Below are 16,743 nucleotides of genomic sequence, written 5' to 3'. Positions count from 1 at the left end.
GAAATAGTGGAGATGCTGCTGTTTCCTGCTTTTTTAATCTGATAAATATTTTCATAATGAAAAAAACAATTTTATTTTCTATTCTGCTTCTGCCGCTGATGGCTTATTCTCAGATTCCTGTATGGGTAAATTCTTTTGATACCCCTGATGATCTTCAGGGATGGACGTTTTTTAACGGAAATGGAAACAGCAACCAATGGCAGCAGGGAAATAATATTTACTACAACGGAACGGCTCTTACATATGGTGCTTCAGGGGTTTTAAGATATTCCATTAATCTTGTGCCTACTGGTACAGCTGCCAATTTTTCTACGGAGAATGACTGGATTATTTCGCCTGAAATCGATTTAACAGGAGCTTCAGGAACGATCACTCTTGCAGCCTATATCAGCAGACAGAGAACAACCCATACTATTGTAGGGAGAGATCTTTGGATTTTTACCAGCACCCCTCAGAAACCGGTTCCTACCGTTGCAGATTTCCAGGCAATGACGGTAGACGGAAACGGTAACACCATTACAAGCCCATATACCATTATCGCCGGAAATACGGCGAATCCGTGGCCTTCTACAGATTTAACACAGTCTGCGGAAAGTTTAGTGAACCTTTCAAGCTTTGCTGGAAAGAAAATTTATATCGGTTTCTGGTCAAATAGAATTACTTCAGGACTGAACGTTCAGAATATCAATATTGATGAGATAGGAATTTATGCATCCTCATTTGTTCTTGGGACAAAAGAATCAGCAGCACAAAAAACACTTACGAAAGTAAAGGAAAATCCTGTTTCCGAATTTTTGCAGCTTAAGCTTAATCCGGTATTGAATGAAAATTCGGTTGTGGTAAGCGTTTACAATATGTCAGGACAAAAAGTTTTGATGTCAAAGTATTCAAAAAACATTAATGTTACAGCTTTATCTTCAGGAACATATGTGGCAGAAGTATCCGATGGTAAAATAGCGGAAAGACTGAAGTTTATTAAAAAATAAAAGATTCCTTTACAAGGAAACCATGAAAACTCAAGTAAACATTTTCAATTAGATTTTAAAATTAGGTAATTGCCCGATGCCAGATCGGTTTTGGGCAGTTTTTTTAATGTTGATAATGACCCAATACTAATAAAATGAAAAACTTTTTAGCATTTTTAGCGTTCACCATATTTTTTTCATGCACCGACAACAGCACGTTGGAAACTTATGATAAAGATCAGATTCCTGCCGAAGTTACGGTGAAAGGATTTTCAAAACCGGATATTATTCAGATGAGGCTGAATGGCCAGCCCGTTTCCATCAATGGTGCCACATCTTATACGGATAAAATAGAAACCAAAATCAATTTTGTGCTTGATAACGGGGAAACCGACGAATTGGAAATTTACAACCATCAGACAGGAAGCAAGATTGTTGCATATTCTATTAATTATAATAATGCCAAGGGTTACAAAAATCTGTATTTCTTCAATCTTCCTGGAATTTTCCTGCAGACCTATGCCGTAAAACCACAGGTGAATTTGGGAAAAGTAGGCTTTGAGTTTATCTTTCCCAATCTTGGCGAATTTTCAGGATCTTCCCTTCAGAGTGTGAAAGGTGTCCTAAAAAGAGAAAATGGCGTCGTGCTTGCCGAATTTGACAACATTGGAAGAAGAGATTTTACCAGTGTAAAAATATATAACTATTTCAGTGCTACCGCTCCTGTCTATCTTGAATTGTATAAATCTGGAACTACGGAACCTTACACAGGAACTACTATTATAAAAGCAACCTTAAAACAGGATATTGGAGCCAATATGATTGTTCTTCAGGAAAAAATGGAAAATGGAGTATTGGTCATTAAAGGAGATATTGACGTAGCAGATTATTTATAAATAATTATTTATGAAAGATTTTTTTAAAATTCAGTTTTTGTGGGTAATGATGTTGTCAGCTTTCACGGTTTCTTGTAACTGGACGGATGATGACGTGCCGGACTTCCCGGAAGGAACTACGGAATATACCAACCGCTGGATTCAGGATAGCATGCGCCGGTATTATTACTGGGCAGATCAAATGCCTGCAAAACCGGACTATTATCTTTCTACAAAGGATTTTTTTAAAAGCTTATTATCATCCCAGGACCGCTTTTCTTTCATTGTTAATACTGCTGATCCCAATACATATCCGAAATCTGTACGGAACTTGTTCGGTTTCGATTACGCGATCCTGCAGTTGTCAGGAGGTGAAATAGTAACGGTAGTTAAACTGGTTTTAAAAAATTCTCCTGCTTCCAACTCAGGCCTGGAACGTGGAATGGTGATCAAAAAAATAAACGGACAAGCCATTACTGCTTCCAATGCGAAACAATTGACGGAATCCATTTCAAGCAAAACCGTTATTGATCTGACAGTCGGAAACTGGCAGAACGGATCTGTTATTAATGAAAAAAATGTAACGGTATATTACGGTTATTCTCTTGAACAGCCGCTACTCTCCAAAATTTTTGAGCAGAACGGTAAAAAAACCGGTTATCTTTACATGTATGATTTTCCGGATGGAATGACTTCCGCTCTGAACCAGAAGTTCAGTGAATTCAAATCATCAGGGATTCAGGAACTTATTTTAGATCTCCGCTACAATTACGGAGGTTCTGTTTCCTCTGCAGCAGCACTGTGTGCAATGATACCTTCAGGAATTTCAGCGAATTCCAAGTTCATTATCTATAAAGGTAATAAGAACGGTGGTGAACTCAGCAGAACCTTTTCCCAGCAAATGGCCTATGATCCCGGTGCACTATCTTTTGATGCTTTGCATGCCCATTCCTTAGGCTTAAACAGAGTGTATGTGCTGACTTCGGGAAGTACAGCATCCGCCGCTGAAATTGTAATCAATAATCTTAAGCCGTACATGGAAGTAATTCAGGTAGGAGAGGCTACTTTAGGAAAAGATATGGCCGGATTTATCATTGAGGATAAAAGAAAACCGAAAAAAATTACATGGCAGCTTCATCCTGTTATTTATAAAGTGTTCAATGCCAATGAAGAGGGTGGTTATATCAATGGTATAAGTCCGCAATTTGCTGTCAATGAATTTAATAATTTACCGTTAATGCCTTTAGGCGATCCTGCTGAAGCTTTACTTTCATCTGTTCTGAATAAAATCTATTCTAAGCAGGGAAATACGAATGCTGATGAAAATGAAATTAAAGTTTTATTTCAGAGTGACAGTCCGGCAGCGGGATTTTCAGGGTTAAATTTTAAATAAACAAAAATGCAGGGAATAGAGCCGAAAATCCATACCAGTCTCATCGAAAGAATGAAATATTATTCGGATCTCATCAAGAATTCGAAACATGAATCCTGTATCAATCCGGAAGATGCTCATCAGATGATGATCGAGCTGAATGAGCTGTATGAAGATTATTTAAGCAAGAAAAGAAACCTGGAAAAGAGTATAAAAAAATACCGGGAGTTCTATCAGGGACAACAAAAATTACTGACTCCCAGAATACGCCAGTTAAAAAGGACACGGAAATAATACTCATAAAAAGAGCTCACCGTTATGCGAGCTCATTGATTTATCATTAAATATTCTGAATTAAGAAACGATTTGGTCAGCAATTATCCCTGATTTTAAACAGGTTGCCACTCTTTTTCCCGCGGTATCACAAAAATCAAGACCCGAATAATCCGGATTGAGTCCTGCAATGTATGGCACGGTCATAATAAAAAGATTTTGTGTTGCCCTTCCGTAATAATCAAGTGCCTGGAAATAATCGTTTATATTCAGTCCATCCACACGAAGATAATAGTTTTCCGGTTCGATTTTCAGGATTTTTTTATTGCCTTCTTCAAACTGCATTTTCCCTGTACTTGTATCTTTAAACTTAAGATATCCGGAACTGATTAATCCTTCTTCACGAAGTGTTTCGAATGGAATATCATTGAATTGTACCGGCTGCTGTCCCACAGCATCAACATACATTCTGTAATGATCTGATTTTGCCTCTCCTGAATGATGATCGGTATAATGATATATTGCACCTTCTTCCTGATGGGGTTCTACATGGCTTTCATCATCTACGCTGACAAGACTGATGAGCCCCTGATTATATAAAGCAATAATTTCCCTGTATGAGGACTGTGGTAATGATGCAATAATCACCGAAATAAGAGGAAGCAGCGTTTTTTTCATCCTGATCATATCTTCTGCCGAAAAATGCTTGGCAGGATAGTTAATCGCATAGCTGAATGCCGAAAGCGTTTCTTTCCAGGCGATGGTCTGATGTCTTTCGATTGATTTTTGTGCTTCGTAATATTCTGCTTTAAACAGCTCGAAACTGTCCAGTTCCTCACGCAAAGCCAGCATTTTTTCTACAAACTGTTCAATGGTGAGGTCTTTAATTTCATTATAAAATTTTTCATTTTTTTTACGGAGCGGCTGCTTGAAATTGCGTTCAAATACATAATTTAAATCTACAAAACCTCCGTTTTTCTCTTTGTATTCATAAATTTCTTCCTGAGACATAATCCATCCCTCTGAAAAAGCACTTCCCTCAGAATGAAAACGAAGCGCAGGAAGATACCCTCTTTTTGAAAATAAGGTAAGGGAAAAATTACTGCTGTTTTCATGTAAAGTATAGGTCATCTCATTATCTTTTTCACTAAATGTTCCGTTAATTCTCGCAAGTGTTTTAATAGCATCAACCGCTGTGAGAGAAGTTCCGCGTATGGCAATCGGGTAATTGGTTGGCGAAGAAAATTTTGACGGCGGATAAGGAGAATCGTACCATCCGTTTTTATTTCCTTCAAATTTTTTAGGCCAGTGATGCCCGGTACAGATAATTGTTGCCGAGCACTCATAGATATCATCCCCACCTGTAATAATTTCAAAAAGATGATCTTTTTTGCGGATATCAATAACTGTCGTTTCGGTGAACACTTTTACTGTAACACCTTTTTTTCTGGCAGTATTCAGAAGTATTTTGAATTGTTCTTCCAGATAATCGCCTAATATTAACCTCGGGATGACTTTATATTCATTGATATCGCGATAATCTGAGAAATCAGGATGATGCGGATAAGGTTTTCTTTGGATAAATGATGAAAAAGTTTCGGGAAGCTCAGGAAGTTCATTGGCAGAAACGTTAGCTACATGTTCTTTGGCTGCACCTTCTTGGCTGTAAGGCATTCCTGCGCCTATTCTCGTGTTTTTTTCAAAAATATATAATGTCTGGGGATATATATTTTCGGAGATCAGATGTTTGACAACAAATAATGCTGCCGGTCCGCCCCCGACAATTCCTATACTGTCGATTTTTTCCATATCTATACTTCTATTTTGCAGTAATTGATGCATCATTGAAAACCGGTTGTATAAATTTTTTTGAACCGGTTTATGATTGCAGTCATGATCTTACTCCAAAGCGTATGCCAGTACCTGGGTACCTAATAAAATGTGGTATATATAGAATTAAAAAATGATTCTGATCATCTAGATCATCTTTGAAAATTCTTCGGCGAAAAGTTTTACCTGAAGTGGCCGTTTCTTTTGATCCACTTCCAGTCTGTTGTAAAATCCGGTTTTTACAATAACCATTTTTTTTTCAGGAATCATAATGATAAACTGGCCTAAAAAGCCGTAGAAAAACCGGTATTGTAAAGAATCTTCATCATCTGCCCAGATGGTAAAGCCAAATGCGTCATTTATTTTCGTTGGTGTCAACATTCTTTTGCAGTATTCTTCGCTGATGATTTGTTTTCCTTTCCAGCTTCCATTCTGCATCACCAGCTGACCAATTTTAGCAAAATCTCTTGATCTGGCATGAATGCAGCAGAATGCTTTTTCTACACCTTTTTTATCAATGCTCCATTTTGCGGGAGATTCCATACCCAGAGGTTTCCATATTTTTTCAGAAAGATAGGTGGCAAGATCTTTTTGTGTGGCTTTTCTTAACGCAAGACCAAGAAGCTGTGCAGCAACGCTTTGATATTCATAATGCTGACCCGGCAATTCTTTACATTCAGTTTCAAAAGCCTGTTGGGCAAGATCTTCAACAAAATATTGTTTTGAATTTTCAGAAAAAGGGTGGTGGTATTCTTCCTTCCAGTCCAGTCCGGCCTGCATGGTCATGAGATGGTATAAGGTAATATGCTTACCGTATTTATTGTTTTTATAGGATGGAAAAATTGATGATAGAAGCTGGTGTTCCGACTGAAGATAGCCGTCGTCAATGGCACATCCCACCAATAATGAAAGAATACCCTTAGCCATTGAAAAAGAATTCATCAGGGATGAAGAATTGTGGTCTTTCCAATATTTTTCGTGAATGATTTCGTTATTTTGGATAACAATAAGGGATGAGGCTCTTGTTTTTTTCAGCTCTTTAAGAATAGTTTCCGGAATTGCAGCAGAATTGTACGATGTTGATTTTTGCCAGGGCTCGGGATTTTTATTCGGAATGCTTCTGGAAGAAAACTTTTCTGCATCATCGCTTGATGGCGTTATCGGACCTTTTTTGATATTCAGGGCAAACACTTTAAATATAAAATGGTAACCTGAAAGACAGATTACAGCAATAAATGCTGATATTACGGCGATGAATACAGACAGAAATTTTTTCATATTGATTTCAGATGAAGTCGGTTCAGATTGCTGTAATTATAGTGGATATCCTGATGATCCGGTTTTACAATTACAACACATCTGCTGATTTCATTCAAAGGCTGTGCCGACAATATTTTGGAATCTGAATATGATGTTTAAGAATTATTCAATATAGAAATTATAAAAAATCAGTCTTTTATAATTTTATCCACATGCGATTTAGCATATTGGAGTGCTTCTTCCGCATCCTGAAATAGAATTTTCATGGAGATCTGAAAACCGTTCATCATAAAATAAGTAACCTTACTTTCCGTATCAAAGCTTAAAAAGGTAACATGATCAGCGTTGATAATTAAAGGACCACCGGAAACTTTTGCACCGTCAATCGAGTTGGGTCTGCTTACTCCTATAATGCTTGAAGCTTTAATATAAATCAATCCTTCCTTCGTTGTTTTTATGGTATAAGACACCTTTATTTTTTTGCTAATGTATTAAAACATTGGAGAAAAAATAATAATTGTGGTATGTAAAGCAGGTTGATGAAATTGTAATGATTTATGATTACAATGTTAAAATTTCAGGATTTTTGAATTTTATTTTCTGTACGAAAGATTTTGGGAGATTTGTTGGTGGCAGACTTAAAATATTTTCCGAAATGTGAATTGTCGCTAAATCCGAGTTCGTAAGAAATTTCAGTAACGGATAGATGAGTGTGGAGCAACAGCCTTTCTGCTTCCAGAATTACCCTGTTTTTTATAAGCTGTCCTGCACTTAGGGCAAGATGTTGCTTAATAAGCATGTTTAAATAATTAGGACTAAGATTTAATTTTTCTGCATAGGGGGCAGTTGTTTTCAGTTCTTTATAAAACTGATTGACAAGCTCTGAAAATCTGGCAACAATTTCTTTTTTATGATCGGCAGGCAGGCTGTGTTCTTTTATTATTTTAGAAGCTCTTATGTATCTCAATATGAATATCTTAAGCTGCATACAGATCATTTCTTTTGCAAACATCCGGTTTCTGCCGTATTCTTTTCTGATGATATAAAATTGCTGCCAGAACTCCGCTACAGATGATGCACCAAGATCTATCATCTGTGGCATTTCCGCCATTGCGGTGTCGCTTCTGATGAGCTTATTGCCGGTATAAACATGATTGTAAAAGGATTTTGTAAATAATATCACATAGCCTTCGGGAACCCATGAAAGATTAAAATAATATACCTGGTTGTAATTAAGGAAGAGCAGACTGTCTTTTTTCAATTCATACAAATGATCATCAATGATTACCGAACCTTCTGCTTCTTTAAACAGAAAAATAGAATAAAAACGGTTTCGCCAATGTTTATTAACGTTCATTTTATCAAATAACAAAGCAACAGGGAGAATCAGTACTTCATTTTTCAGATAATGCACTTTCTCCAGATGATACAATTGCAGTGTTTTGATATCCTGTTTCACAATGTATGCTTTTCCTTTATTGATTTAATACCGAAAGTTTAAAAATTAAACTTCTGCCTTTTCGGATTTTTTCTTCATTTTTAATGAATTGACTACCTTCTTGTCTACATAATCTGAATTCATAGCACGCAGTACAGCGAGATAGCTTACTCCGAAATTGATTTCGTCGCCAACTTTTAAATCTTTTTTATCATCGGTGATATTCAGAATCATCATGTCTGAGCTTGCTCCCAACACTTCAATCCCTTCAGAGAGAGGATATACCTGCTTCACATCTATATCAAGAACGCCAAGATCTACAATGGCCCTTACAGAAGTCTTGTCCCTGTCTTTTTCATCGTATTCCGGACTTTCACCGGTAAGATTTTTTCCCACTCTTCCGGTAGGAACCATGGGTTTTTTAATCATTTCAATTACTTCCGCCGTCAGGGTAAAAACATCCTTGTGCATTCCTTTAATGTAAGTATCATTAAAGACATCGGTTCCGAAGAAAAGACTTTCTCCAACCCGGAAATGATTGATTCCGTCCGGAACTTTGCCCTTGCTGATCAAAGGAATCGTTACGGATGAACCTGCACTGATGTATGGAATTTTCTTTTTAAAAATCTTCTCAGTGTTTCTTCTGTAATTGACAAGACGATTGAGTTTTTCCCGGTCCGGAAGAATGCCGTTAAGACATTTGAGGTTGGTTCCGATTCCTGAAACTTCAATATTGGGAAACTTTAAAACTTCCGCATAAAAATCAGGAAGAGAATCTGCCATAATACCTTCCCGAAGCTCACCCATCTCTATCATAATGACGATACGGTGAATTTTGTCTTGTTTGAAAGCTTCTTCTGAAAGTGCTTTTATGGTTTCAATTTCTGAATTGAAACTTACATCTGCATATTTTACAATACTTGCTGCAAGACGTTTTGCCGGAGGTTTTATGTAAACAGTTTTGGTTTCAGGGGAAAGTTCCTTGATTTTTTTCAGATTGCTGAGACGCGAATCACAGATATCCGTATCTATTACTGAAAGAAGACTCTTCAGGAAGATTTCGTTTCCGCAGAGAAGTTTGGCAACAACTGCCCATTCTATTTCATGCCTGTCAAAAAGATGATTTAAAAAATCATAATTCTGCGCAAGCTTTTCTGTATTTAGAGTGATATAAGACATATTATTTTTTTAATCGCATTTCAAGATATTTGCTTTTGAATCCAAGTTTTTCGTAAAGGTTACGGGCAGGATTTTCGCTTTCACAGTGAAGAGCGATATCTCCATCTGTGGTTTCAATAACTTTCTGCATGATATTTTTTCCAATTCCCAGTCCTCTGGATTCTTTGTCTGTAGCAATGTAAACCAGAATATTTTCAGGAATGTAACCACTCATTCCGGTTTTGTTGACAACACAGACTCCCTTCAGTTTTCCGGTCTGCTGATCCACCGCTGTGACAATTGTTCCGCCAGGTTTATTTTCAATATCTAAAGCATATTCTATAGCTTTTCTGATATCTTTCTCAGGATCTCCGTACTGGCCGAGCTGCTCGAAGAGAAATGCTGTTAATGCTGAAATTTCAGTTGTTTCTGTTAAATTTTTTGGGTTGTATATATTAATTGTTATCATCTTTATTATTATCCCGGAAAAGGTAGTGTAATGTCGTAACCCGCCGGTTCCGGATCCTGGGCAGGCATGTCATCATCCTTAAAAAACAACAACGGAACGGATGTGTTATTAATGATCTGCTTGAAAAAATTCTCAGAAAAGAATGATTTCCAGCTTTCTTCATCCTGATAATTCAGAATAATAAGATCAAATTCGGCATCTTTAGAAGCTTTGGATATTTCCACGGCTTTATCGTTGCTCACAGTAAATGAAGTATAATGTTCCGTATCACTTCCTTTCAGAGATTCCCGTATATTTATAAAAGCTTTTCGGATGCTGGTAAAATTTTCATCTCCCGAAATTCCGAAAAGACTAATAAAACCTTTATTCTTTTCGGCTATAAGTTTTGAGATTTCCATTTTTTCCTTAAGTTTTTCAAGAACACGTACAGGAACCAGGATTCTCTCAAATTTGAATTGTCTGGAATCTTCCGGCATCATCAGAACCGAACAGTTTACTCCTTTAAGAATCTGATAAGAAGACGACCCAAGGATAAGCTCCCGCAATCCCTGTTTTCCGGATGTTCCGGTAATGACAATGTCTACAGATTCTTCCTCAACAATTTTATTGATGCTGTTGGTAATGGTCTCTGTCCCGATTCTTTTTAAAAAGGTAATGTCGTTATAGTTTTGCTGCAGAGAATTTTTAATCATTTCAAGACTGTTTTCTGCTTCAGCATATTGTTTAGTAACTGTATCTTCACCTACGATCTGCCTGCCTGTCCGGTCAATGATAAAAAAATTCATTACATTATGGAACAGGATGATTCTTGCATTATGTCTTTTTGCCATATGTACGGCAAGAATTGTTGCGCTATCTGTTTTTTGGGTAAAATCAATAGCAACTAAGATTGTTTTTATTTTGGTGTGTTTTTCCATATCAATTGTGATATAAGAGTGCAAAATTACGGCCAAGCATAAGAAAAACATGTCATGATTTATTGTTGTTATGGTATATTTTACTTTTTATATTCGATTACGTCTCGTATTGTTTTATCAAATGAAACTATTTGACAATCGTTCTGTGTGGAAAAAAAAGTTCTCTTTTAAATATGGTATGTTAAAAGTGGAGTTATTTTTTTAATTGATTTTTGGATTGTATTAATGAATAAAAGATATTATTTTTAAATTTTTGACTGTCAATAGTTTAAAAATTATTTCAACAGATCCTGCGTTAAATTACTTAGCATTTTATTAGTGGCAGCACTGTTTTAAAACGGGTACATTACTTTGTAATTCAATAAATTTTAAGTTTTATTTTTTCATTTATTTTCTTAAATCTGAATATATTTTACTAAATTTGAATTCAATATGCGGTGATATAATAAAATCCGGAAAAATTATATGAATATTCTTATAGGAAATAAGAAGTAATTATTATATTTTTACTATGTCTAAATTTAGAGGTAAAAGCTTTATCTTTAGGTGCTAAAAATTATTTTTACTATGAACATAAAACTATTATTATCCGGAATCTTATTATTATCCCTTTTAGCGGCTTGTTCGGATAGGTATGAAGAGGGAGATTCATACCCGAAGACGAGTAAGACTTCAGAAGCTTTTAAAATTGAAAGCAAACAAGGAGATGAAACCGCTAAAAAAACAGATTCAACAAAAAGCAAGGAAATTATCGATGTACCACAAGCAATCCCAGCAGACATCTCCGCAGAACAGGCAGGAACTGACACAGGAGAAACAATTGATCCGACAAAACCGGACAGGCCTAAGTAAGCTCATTATTGAGATTACGGCTTCTGTTTTTGTTATTATTTCAGCTATATTGCCTTTTCTGAACAATATAGTAGGATACTTCACTGATGTAACGGTGCAGTTGGATAATAACGCAGGTGTAAGAAGTCTTGATCTGGATTCTGCTATTTACTTTTTGTCGATACCGGTTTGTATGATACTGTTGGCGCTGGGCGGATTGTTCAGGGCAAACAGGTTTACTTTTTATGCGGCTTTAATATCGGGGTACTTTCACCTAAGCACTTATGTGAAATTTGTGTTCTTTAACCAGAACAAAATTTCCGCAATTGCAGATGCAGCAATAATTTGCCTGCTGTTGGTAATTATAGTCCTTGTGTTTCTGCTGGATAGATATTACAGAAAAATTTATCTGCTTGATAAATTTAATAACAGTACGCTTGAAAGATTTTCTTCCATATTATTTAAACGTTTAGGAAAAAATGAGTAGTCACAGAGATAGATTAAAGATTCTTGTTGCTCTCTCGGATAAATTATGGGAAGATTATGACAATACGGTAATATCTGAGGAGGAATATATAAGAAAAATGAATTTGGTAAAGAAAGAAATCAATAACGGATTTATAAAAACCCTTGAGGAACTGGAAGTATTTACCAATGAACTGGGGTATATCGTTATGTCTGTACCTACGAAGAGTTTTATTTATGGTTCAGAAAAGATTATCATTAATAAAAACTAATTTATTTGGCAGATATTTTCATTGCTGAAAGTATTTCGTTCAACATCTTATTTTGTTCTGAAATAGCTTTACTGTATTTCTTTTCAATTTTACTGATCTGGCTTTGCAGAAACATTAATGTTTTGTCCTGAGTATTATACTGGGCAAACAAATTGGCAAGCAGATCTCCAATCTTATCATTAATCTCATTAGTATAAAGATCATCATTCCGATGATCTTTTTTGTTTTTATCAGCTTCTGTTAACAATTCTCCTTCACCGGTGATCAGCCAGACAAGGTTATCATTAAGGTCCGGATAGACTCTTAGAATCCGGGCAAGCTTATCTACACCCAGGTCACTCTTCAGTCCGGCACCTTTAAAATTGGATGCCGAAATCCCGCTTTCTCTGTAAAAAGTTTCCTTTTTAATGTTGTTTGCCTCTAAAAAAATTAAAATTCTTTCTTTCGTGGTCTGAATTTTGTCCATAATTATTTTTTATAGTCGGAATTTAGTCTATATTTGCAAAGATAAAACAAAATTATAGAATATTAATACAAATGAAAAATTATATGCAATCGGCGAATGACTATTACCGTCATTTTATACAGCCAAGAGATTTTATTGAATTCCAATCCGGATTTTTTCTCTCTGAAGGGATTTTCAGAATATCCGGCGAAACACAATGCCAATGGCTTTTACAGATCATCTGTTTTCAGCAGAAAGCATCTGGTATACAACTGGTGGAGTTCTGGAAGCTGAAGAGAAAAGAAGGGTTAGAATATGAGCTCCAATGCAAAGACAGTTCAGGAAGTATTCTTTTTGAAAATACTTTTATATCACCGGATTTTTTATTTAATGAAATCACGATATGGAAAATTGGCAGCTACCTCATCTTGCCGGGAGAATATAATGAATTTGTAAAGCTTATCAAAAATGAAACAGCCAATCATACTTCCAAAAGTATGGATGATATTAAAACAAAATTGAACTAAAACTAAGAATAATTAATTAACTAATCTCATGAGTATTAAAAGAAACAAAAAAAGAAATTCCGTAAACACGCTTTACGACTCTTACACATCAACAGAAGAACTGTTTGAATTTAAAGAAGGTTATAAATTAACCAAAGGAATTGTGGATGTTTCCAACGAAGAAGATTGCAGCTGGCTGCTGGAGATCATTCTGGAAGAACAGCCAAAAATCAACTGTGAAACACAGCACTGGCATTTTAAAAGAGTAGAAGGAAACGTTTTCAGGCTTTACTGTACCGATGAGGACGGAATAATTCTTACTGAAAAAAATGACATCTCTATTCCTTTTTATTTTGATGACCTCTTCCTGCTGGTAAAGAAAAACCTTCTTTGTCTGCCGATTGAATCAAAAATGTATGCGTAACCATTGGAAATGTTAAGATTTGAACTCAAAATTTATTATTAAATAAAGTGCCGTTATTGAATAACGGCACTTAACTTTTCTGAGGTATGCGCGGAAAAGTATCCCAGCGCGCCATTACTGATGTTACTCGGCGGATTGGCCGGCGTAATTCCGCCACCGGGACCACTGCCGGAAAGCTGAAGAAGAGCAGAGTAGAAGGTATATACCTGGTTATCGATACACTGCATTTCAACATAAATAATATCTCCGGGCACAACTTTTATATCTCCGGGGTCACTGTCATCATTAGGAAGCAGCAATGGCCTTTGATTGAGCATACCATTATTTACATTGTCTGAAAATTCAGAGAAAAACTTTTTAGGATTATTGTTTACGGTGAAACTGAAGAGGTAACGGTTACCTAAGGCAGGAGGATCCGTGAAAACAGGCAGAAGTGTATAGCTTGTTTCGCCCGCCACTACAAAAGAATCCTGCATAAGACCTTCAAAAGCAACCGGCTGGGGCATGGTGCTCTGCGCAACATATTCATTACCTTCAGCTTTTACTGTCAGGGTATACGTTCTTCCCGGCTCACCGGTGATCGCCGAGGTCCGATAGTTTCCGCCGCCTATGTACTGCAGTATTTCAGAATGTCCCGCATCGTCTCTCAGGGTTACCTGCGCACCTTCTACGGCAGGATACTCATTGAGAGAGGTAAAAGAAGCCGATTTTGTTATTTTTACAATATAAGGACCTGCTTTATCCGTAATATTACCTTCAATTACAATTTTTCCGCTTTGATTTTCGAGATCAAGATCAATTTCTTTTTCACATGAAACGGTTATTGTAAGTGCTGCTATGATTAAAAATATTTTTTTCATGATTAAAACTTAAAATTATAAGTGATATTGGGAACCCATCTGAACAGGGATGTCTGTACGGCCCTCGTTGTTCCCGGGCTGTCAGGATTATCTTCAAAATTAATTACATAGGCATTTTCCCGGCCGTAAACATTGTAGATCCCGAATGACCATGATCCCTTAAAGCGTCGGTTGGAAGCGGGTTCATAAGTGGCATTCAGATCCATTCTGTGATAAGCCGGCATACGGTCTGCGTTTCGTTTGCTGTATTGAAAAACAGTTTGCCCGTTCAGTTCATATTTTCCTGTAGGGAAAGTTACGGCATTACCGGTACTGTACAGAAACAATCCGGAAAAAGACCATTTCGGATTAAGCTGATACGTTGCTACTAGCGAAAGATCATGCGTTTTATCCATTCTTGCGTTATACCATTCATTATCATTAATGCCGTCAATTTTTCTTTCCGTTTTCGAAAGGGTGTAGGAAATCCATCCGGTAAGTTTTCCGCTTTTCTTTTTGGCGATAATTTCAAGTCCGTATGCTCTTCCTTTACCGAAAAGAAGCTCACTCTCTACATCGGCTGCCGTATCGAAGGTTATCTGTGCCCCGTTTTTATAATCGATCTGGTTCTGCATAGATTTGTAATATACTTCAGTATTAAGTTCATAATTATTATTACTGAAATTTCTGCTGTAGCCAATGCTTATCTGATCTGCGATTTCCGGTTTCACTGTATAGCTGCTTCCGATCCATTGGTCTGTAGGATTTCCGCTTCCACTGTTGCTCAATAAATGCAGGTTCTGCGTATTTCTGGAATATCCTCCTTTTATGCTGCTTACATCGTTGATGCGGTAGTTGGCTGTAATTCTAGGTTCCGGATTTATATAGGTTTTGCCAAATTTTCCTTTTTCAAGAAATTCCGAACCTGTAAGAACTCCATTTTCATACGTGTTGAAAGTATCACCACCTAAAACACTGAATAAGGAAAGCCTTATCCCGTAGTTCACGGTAAGTTTCTCATTTACTTTATAATCATCATTTATGTAAAAAGCATTTTCCCACGAGTGTCTCGGATTTCTGGGAAAACTGCTGACACTGGTTCCGGATGCGCTGCTTGGTGTAATGGTGTGGTAAATCGACTGAAGACCAAACTTCACGGAATGATTATTCCCCGCAAACCAGGTAAAATCCTGCTTCAGATTCCAGTCTTCAATTTCGGAAGAAAGTCCGAAAGTATTATTGTTGCTGCTTAAGCTTACATTATAATTATAATTGCTGAATATAAAAGAGGTATTGGAAAACAATTTGCTGCTGATGATACTGTTCCAACGTAGGGTAGCAGTAGTATTTCCCCAGTCGGTTGCAAAAGTGTCACCCAATCCCAAAACATCTCTTCCGAAATATCCTGATAAATAAAGCCTGTTGTTTTCGTTAATCTGGTAATTAGCCTTTAAATTTAAATCGTAAAAATAAAGTTTACTGTCTTTAAAATCATCGGTTGCCTTTAAGAATACATCAGCATAGGTTCTTCTTCCGGAAACAATGAAAGAAGACTTTTCTTTTTGAATAGGACCTTCAACACTCAGTCTGCTGCTGATCAGTCCGAGGCCGCCGTTCACATTATATTCTTTATTATTTCCATCCTTCATTTTAACATCCAGTACAGAAGACAGGCGGCCGCCATATTGAGCCGGACTGTTTCCCTTGATAATACTCGCATCCTTCAGAGCATCACTGTTGAAAGTACTGAAAAAACCAAGAAGATGTGAAGCGTTGTAAACGGCAGCTTCATCAAGCAGAATAAGGTTTTGATCTGTTGCTCCGCCACGAACGCTGAATCCGTTGCTGCCTTCTCCATTGCTTTTTATACCCGGTAAAAGCTGAATGGTTTTCATAATATCTTTTTCGCCAAAAAGAACAGGCAGTTTTTCGATATTTTTGATGCTTAGCGTTTCTGTTCCCATTTGTGCGGTAGTCAGGTTTTTGTCCTTTTTAACTCCCGAGATGACTACCTCCTCAATCTTCGCTACTTTTTCTTCTTCCTGACCGAGCTGCAGATCCTGTTTTATATTATCTTCAACCGTAACATTTTGCTGAAAATCTTTAAAACCTGGATTTGAAATGATGAGGTGATAAGTGCCTTTGGGAAGCGAAAGCGAATAAAATCCATAATCGTTGGAAACTACAGAAATGGTAGGGTCTTCAGCAACTTTTACTGTAACCCCAATCATAAGCTCTCCGTTATTAATATCTTTTATAGTACCGCTTACAGAATATTTTTGTTGTGCAAAAACAGCCGTACTGAAACAAATTGCTGCTGCGGAAGTGGCAATTTTAAAGGATAATATCTGCATTTTGGTTTAATTGATTGAGGATGTAATAATATTTTTAATCTGAACTGGTC

19 protein-coding genes are annotated in these 16,743 nt (G+C 36.7%); 9 read left to right on the top strand and 10 right to left on the bottom strand.

From position 1 onward, the window contains the following. Window positions 1–56: 56 nt before the first annotated feature. The 4 genes from U9K52_RS07585 (at window position 57) to U9K52_RS07570 (ending at window position 3,506) form a co-directional block, all read left to right on the top strand. The gene (locus tag U9K52_RS07585; RefSeq protein ID WP_248392842.1) at window positions 57–986 is read left to right on the top strand and encodes a T9SS type A sorting domain-containing protein; all 930 of its coding nucleotides are present in this window, start codon (window positions 57–59) and stop codon (window positions 984–986) included. A 134-nt stretch (window positions 987–1,120) separates the two neighbouring features. Further along, window positions 1,121–1,861, top strand: coding sequence for a hypothetical protein (locus tag U9K52_RS07580; RefSeq protein WP_263603341.1), 741 nt, complete (start codon window positions 1,121–1,123; stop codon window positions 1,859–1,861). 10 nt (window positions 1,862–1,871) lie between these two features. Then, window positions 1,872–3,233 (top strand): S41 family peptidase, encoded by a 1,362-nt coding sequence (locus U9K52_RS07575; RefSeq protein ID WP_322925830.1) that lies wholly within the window; start codon window positions 1,872–1,874, stop codon window positions 3,231–3,233. Between the two features lie 6 nt (window positions 3,234–3,239). Beyond that, a complete protein-coding gene (locus U9K52_RS07570; protein WP_263603339.1) occupies window positions 3,240–3,506 on the top strand; it encodes a hypothetical protein in 267 nt (88 codons plus the stop codon). 60 nt (window positions 3,507–3,566) lie between these two features. Here the strand turns inward: U9K52_RS07570 and U9K52_RS07565 are convergent, their stop codons facing one another. From U9K52_RS07565 to U9K52_RS07535, 7 genes are all read right to left on the bottom strand, one after another. Continuing rightward, window positions 3,567–5,330, bottom strand: coding sequence for an FAD/NAD(P)-binding protein (locus U9K52_RS07565; protein ID WP_322925829.1), 1,764 nt, complete (start codon window positions 5,328–5,330; stop codon window positions 3,567–3,569). A 132-nt stretch (window positions 5,331–5,462) separates the two neighbouring features. Further along, complete coding sequence (locus U9K52_RS07560) at window positions 5,463–6,593, bottom strand: serine hydrolase domain-containing protein (RefSeq protein ID WP_263603337.1); 1,131 nt, start codon at window positions 6,591–6,593, stop codon at window positions 5,463–5,465. 170 nt (window positions 6,594–6,763) lie between these two features. Further along, window positions 6,764–7,045 carry a hypothetical protein gene (locus U9K52_RS07555; protein WP_248392858.1) on the bottom strand — a complete coding sequence of 94 codons (282 nt, stop codon included), beginning with the start codon at window positions 7,043–7,045 and terminating at the stop codon, window positions 6,764–6,766. A gap of 107 nt (window positions 7,046–7,152) precedes the next feature. Beyond that, a complete protein-coding gene (locus U9K52_RS07550; RefSeq protein WP_322925828.1) occupies window positions 7,153–8,034 on the bottom strand; it encodes a helix-turn-helix domain-containing protein in 882 nt (293 codons plus the stop codon). Window positions 8,035–8,079: 45 nt separating this feature from the next. Then, entirely contained in the window at window positions 8,080–9,192 is a 1,113-nt protein-coding gene (locus U9K52_RS07545) for an alanine/ornithine racemase family PLP-dependent enzyme (RefSeq protein ID WP_263603335.1), read from the bottom strand. A 1-nt stretch (window position 9,193) separates the two neighbouring features. Beyond that, entirely contained in the window at window positions 9,194–9,640 is a 447-nt protein-coding gene (locus U9K52_RS07540) for a GNAT family N-acetyltransferase (RefSeq protein ID WP_322925827.1), read from the bottom strand. Between the two features lie 8 nt (window positions 9,641–9,648). Continuing rightward, entirely contained in the window at window positions 9,649–10,557 is a 909-nt protein-coding gene (locus U9K52_RS07535; protein ID WP_322925826.1) for a universal stress protein, read from the bottom strand. A 567-nt stretch (window positions 10,558–11,124) separates the two neighbouring features. Between U9K52_RS07535 and U9K52_RS07530 the strand changes: the two genes are divergently transcribed. The 3 genes from U9K52_RS07530 to U9K52_RS07520 are packed head-to-tail and all read left to right on the top strand — an operon-like array spanning window position 11,125 to window position 12,125. Next, window positions 11,125–11,409: a hypothetical protein gene (locus U9K52_RS07530; protein WP_263603332.1), complete on the top strand. Its 285-nt coding sequence runs from the start codon at window positions 11,125–11,127 to the stop codon at window positions 11,407–11,409. After that, window positions 11,312–11,875, top strand: a complete 564-nt coding sequence (locus U9K52_RS07525; protein ID WP_263603331.1) for a hypothetical protein — start codon at window positions 11,312–11,314, stop codon at window positions 11,873–11,875. The genes U9K52_RS07530 and U9K52_RS07525 overlap by 98 nt, the downstream gene beginning before the upstream one ends. Continuing rightward, entirely contained in the window at window positions 11,868–12,125 is a 258-nt protein-coding gene (locus U9K52_RS07520; protein WP_072883220.1) for a hypothetical protein, read from the top strand. The genes U9K52_RS07525 and U9K52_RS07520 overlap by 8 nt, the downstream gene beginning before the upstream one ends. A gap of 1 nt (window position 12,126) precedes the next feature. Here the strand turns inward: U9K52_RS07520 and U9K52_RS07515 are convergent, their stop codons facing one another. Then, window positions 12,127–12,591 carry a hypothetical protein gene (locus tag U9K52_RS07515; protein ID WP_248392866.1) on the bottom strand — a complete coding sequence of 155 codons (465 nt, stop codon included), beginning with the start codon at window positions 12,589–12,591 and terminating at the stop codon, window positions 12,127–12,129. A gap of 71 nt (window positions 12,592–12,662) precedes the next feature. Between U9K52_RS07515 and U9K52_RS07510 the strand changes: the two genes are divergently transcribed. Both U9K52_RS07510 and U9K52_RS07505 read left to right on the top strand, forming a co-directional pair. After that, window positions 12,663–13,097, top strand: coding sequence for a DUF6876 family protein (locus U9K52_RS07510; protein WP_322925825.1), 435 nt, complete (start codon window positions 12,663–12,665; stop codon window positions 13,095–13,097). Window positions 13,098–13,125: 28 nt separating this feature from the next. Beyond that, on the top strand, window positions 13,126–13,500 hold the full coding sequence (locus U9K52_RS07505) for a DUF6876 family protein (RefSeq protein WP_072883217.1): 375 nt from the start codon (window positions 13,126–13,128) through the stop codon (window positions 13,498–13,500). 53 nt (window positions 13,501–13,553) lie between these two features. Here the strand turns inward: U9K52_RS07505 and U9K52_RS07500 are convergent, their stop codons facing one another. Both U9K52_RS07500 and U9K52_RS07495 read right to left on the bottom strand, forming a co-directional pair. Next, entirely contained in the window at window positions 13,554–14,360 is an 807-nt protein-coding gene (locus U9K52_RS07500) for a DUF4249 domain-containing protein (protein ID WP_322925824.1), read from the bottom strand. A gap of 2 nt (window positions 14,361–14,362) precedes the next feature. Next, a complete protein-coding gene (locus U9K52_RS07495) occupies window positions 14,363–16,693 on the bottom strand; it encodes a TonB-dependent receptor (protein WP_322925823.1) in 2,331 nt (776 codons plus the stop codon). Window positions 16,694–16,743: the final 50 nt, after the last annotated feature.

The organism is Chryseobacterium sp. MHB01, assembly GCF_034651565.1.
In the GTDB taxonomy this organism is placed as follows: domain Bacteria; phylum Bacteroidota; class Bacteroidia; order Flavobacteriales; family Weeksellaceae; genus Chryseobacterium; species Chryseobacterium nepalense.
The sequence above is the reverse complement of the archived record's forward strand: the minus strand, read 5'-3'. Positions and strand labels throughout refer to the sequence as shown.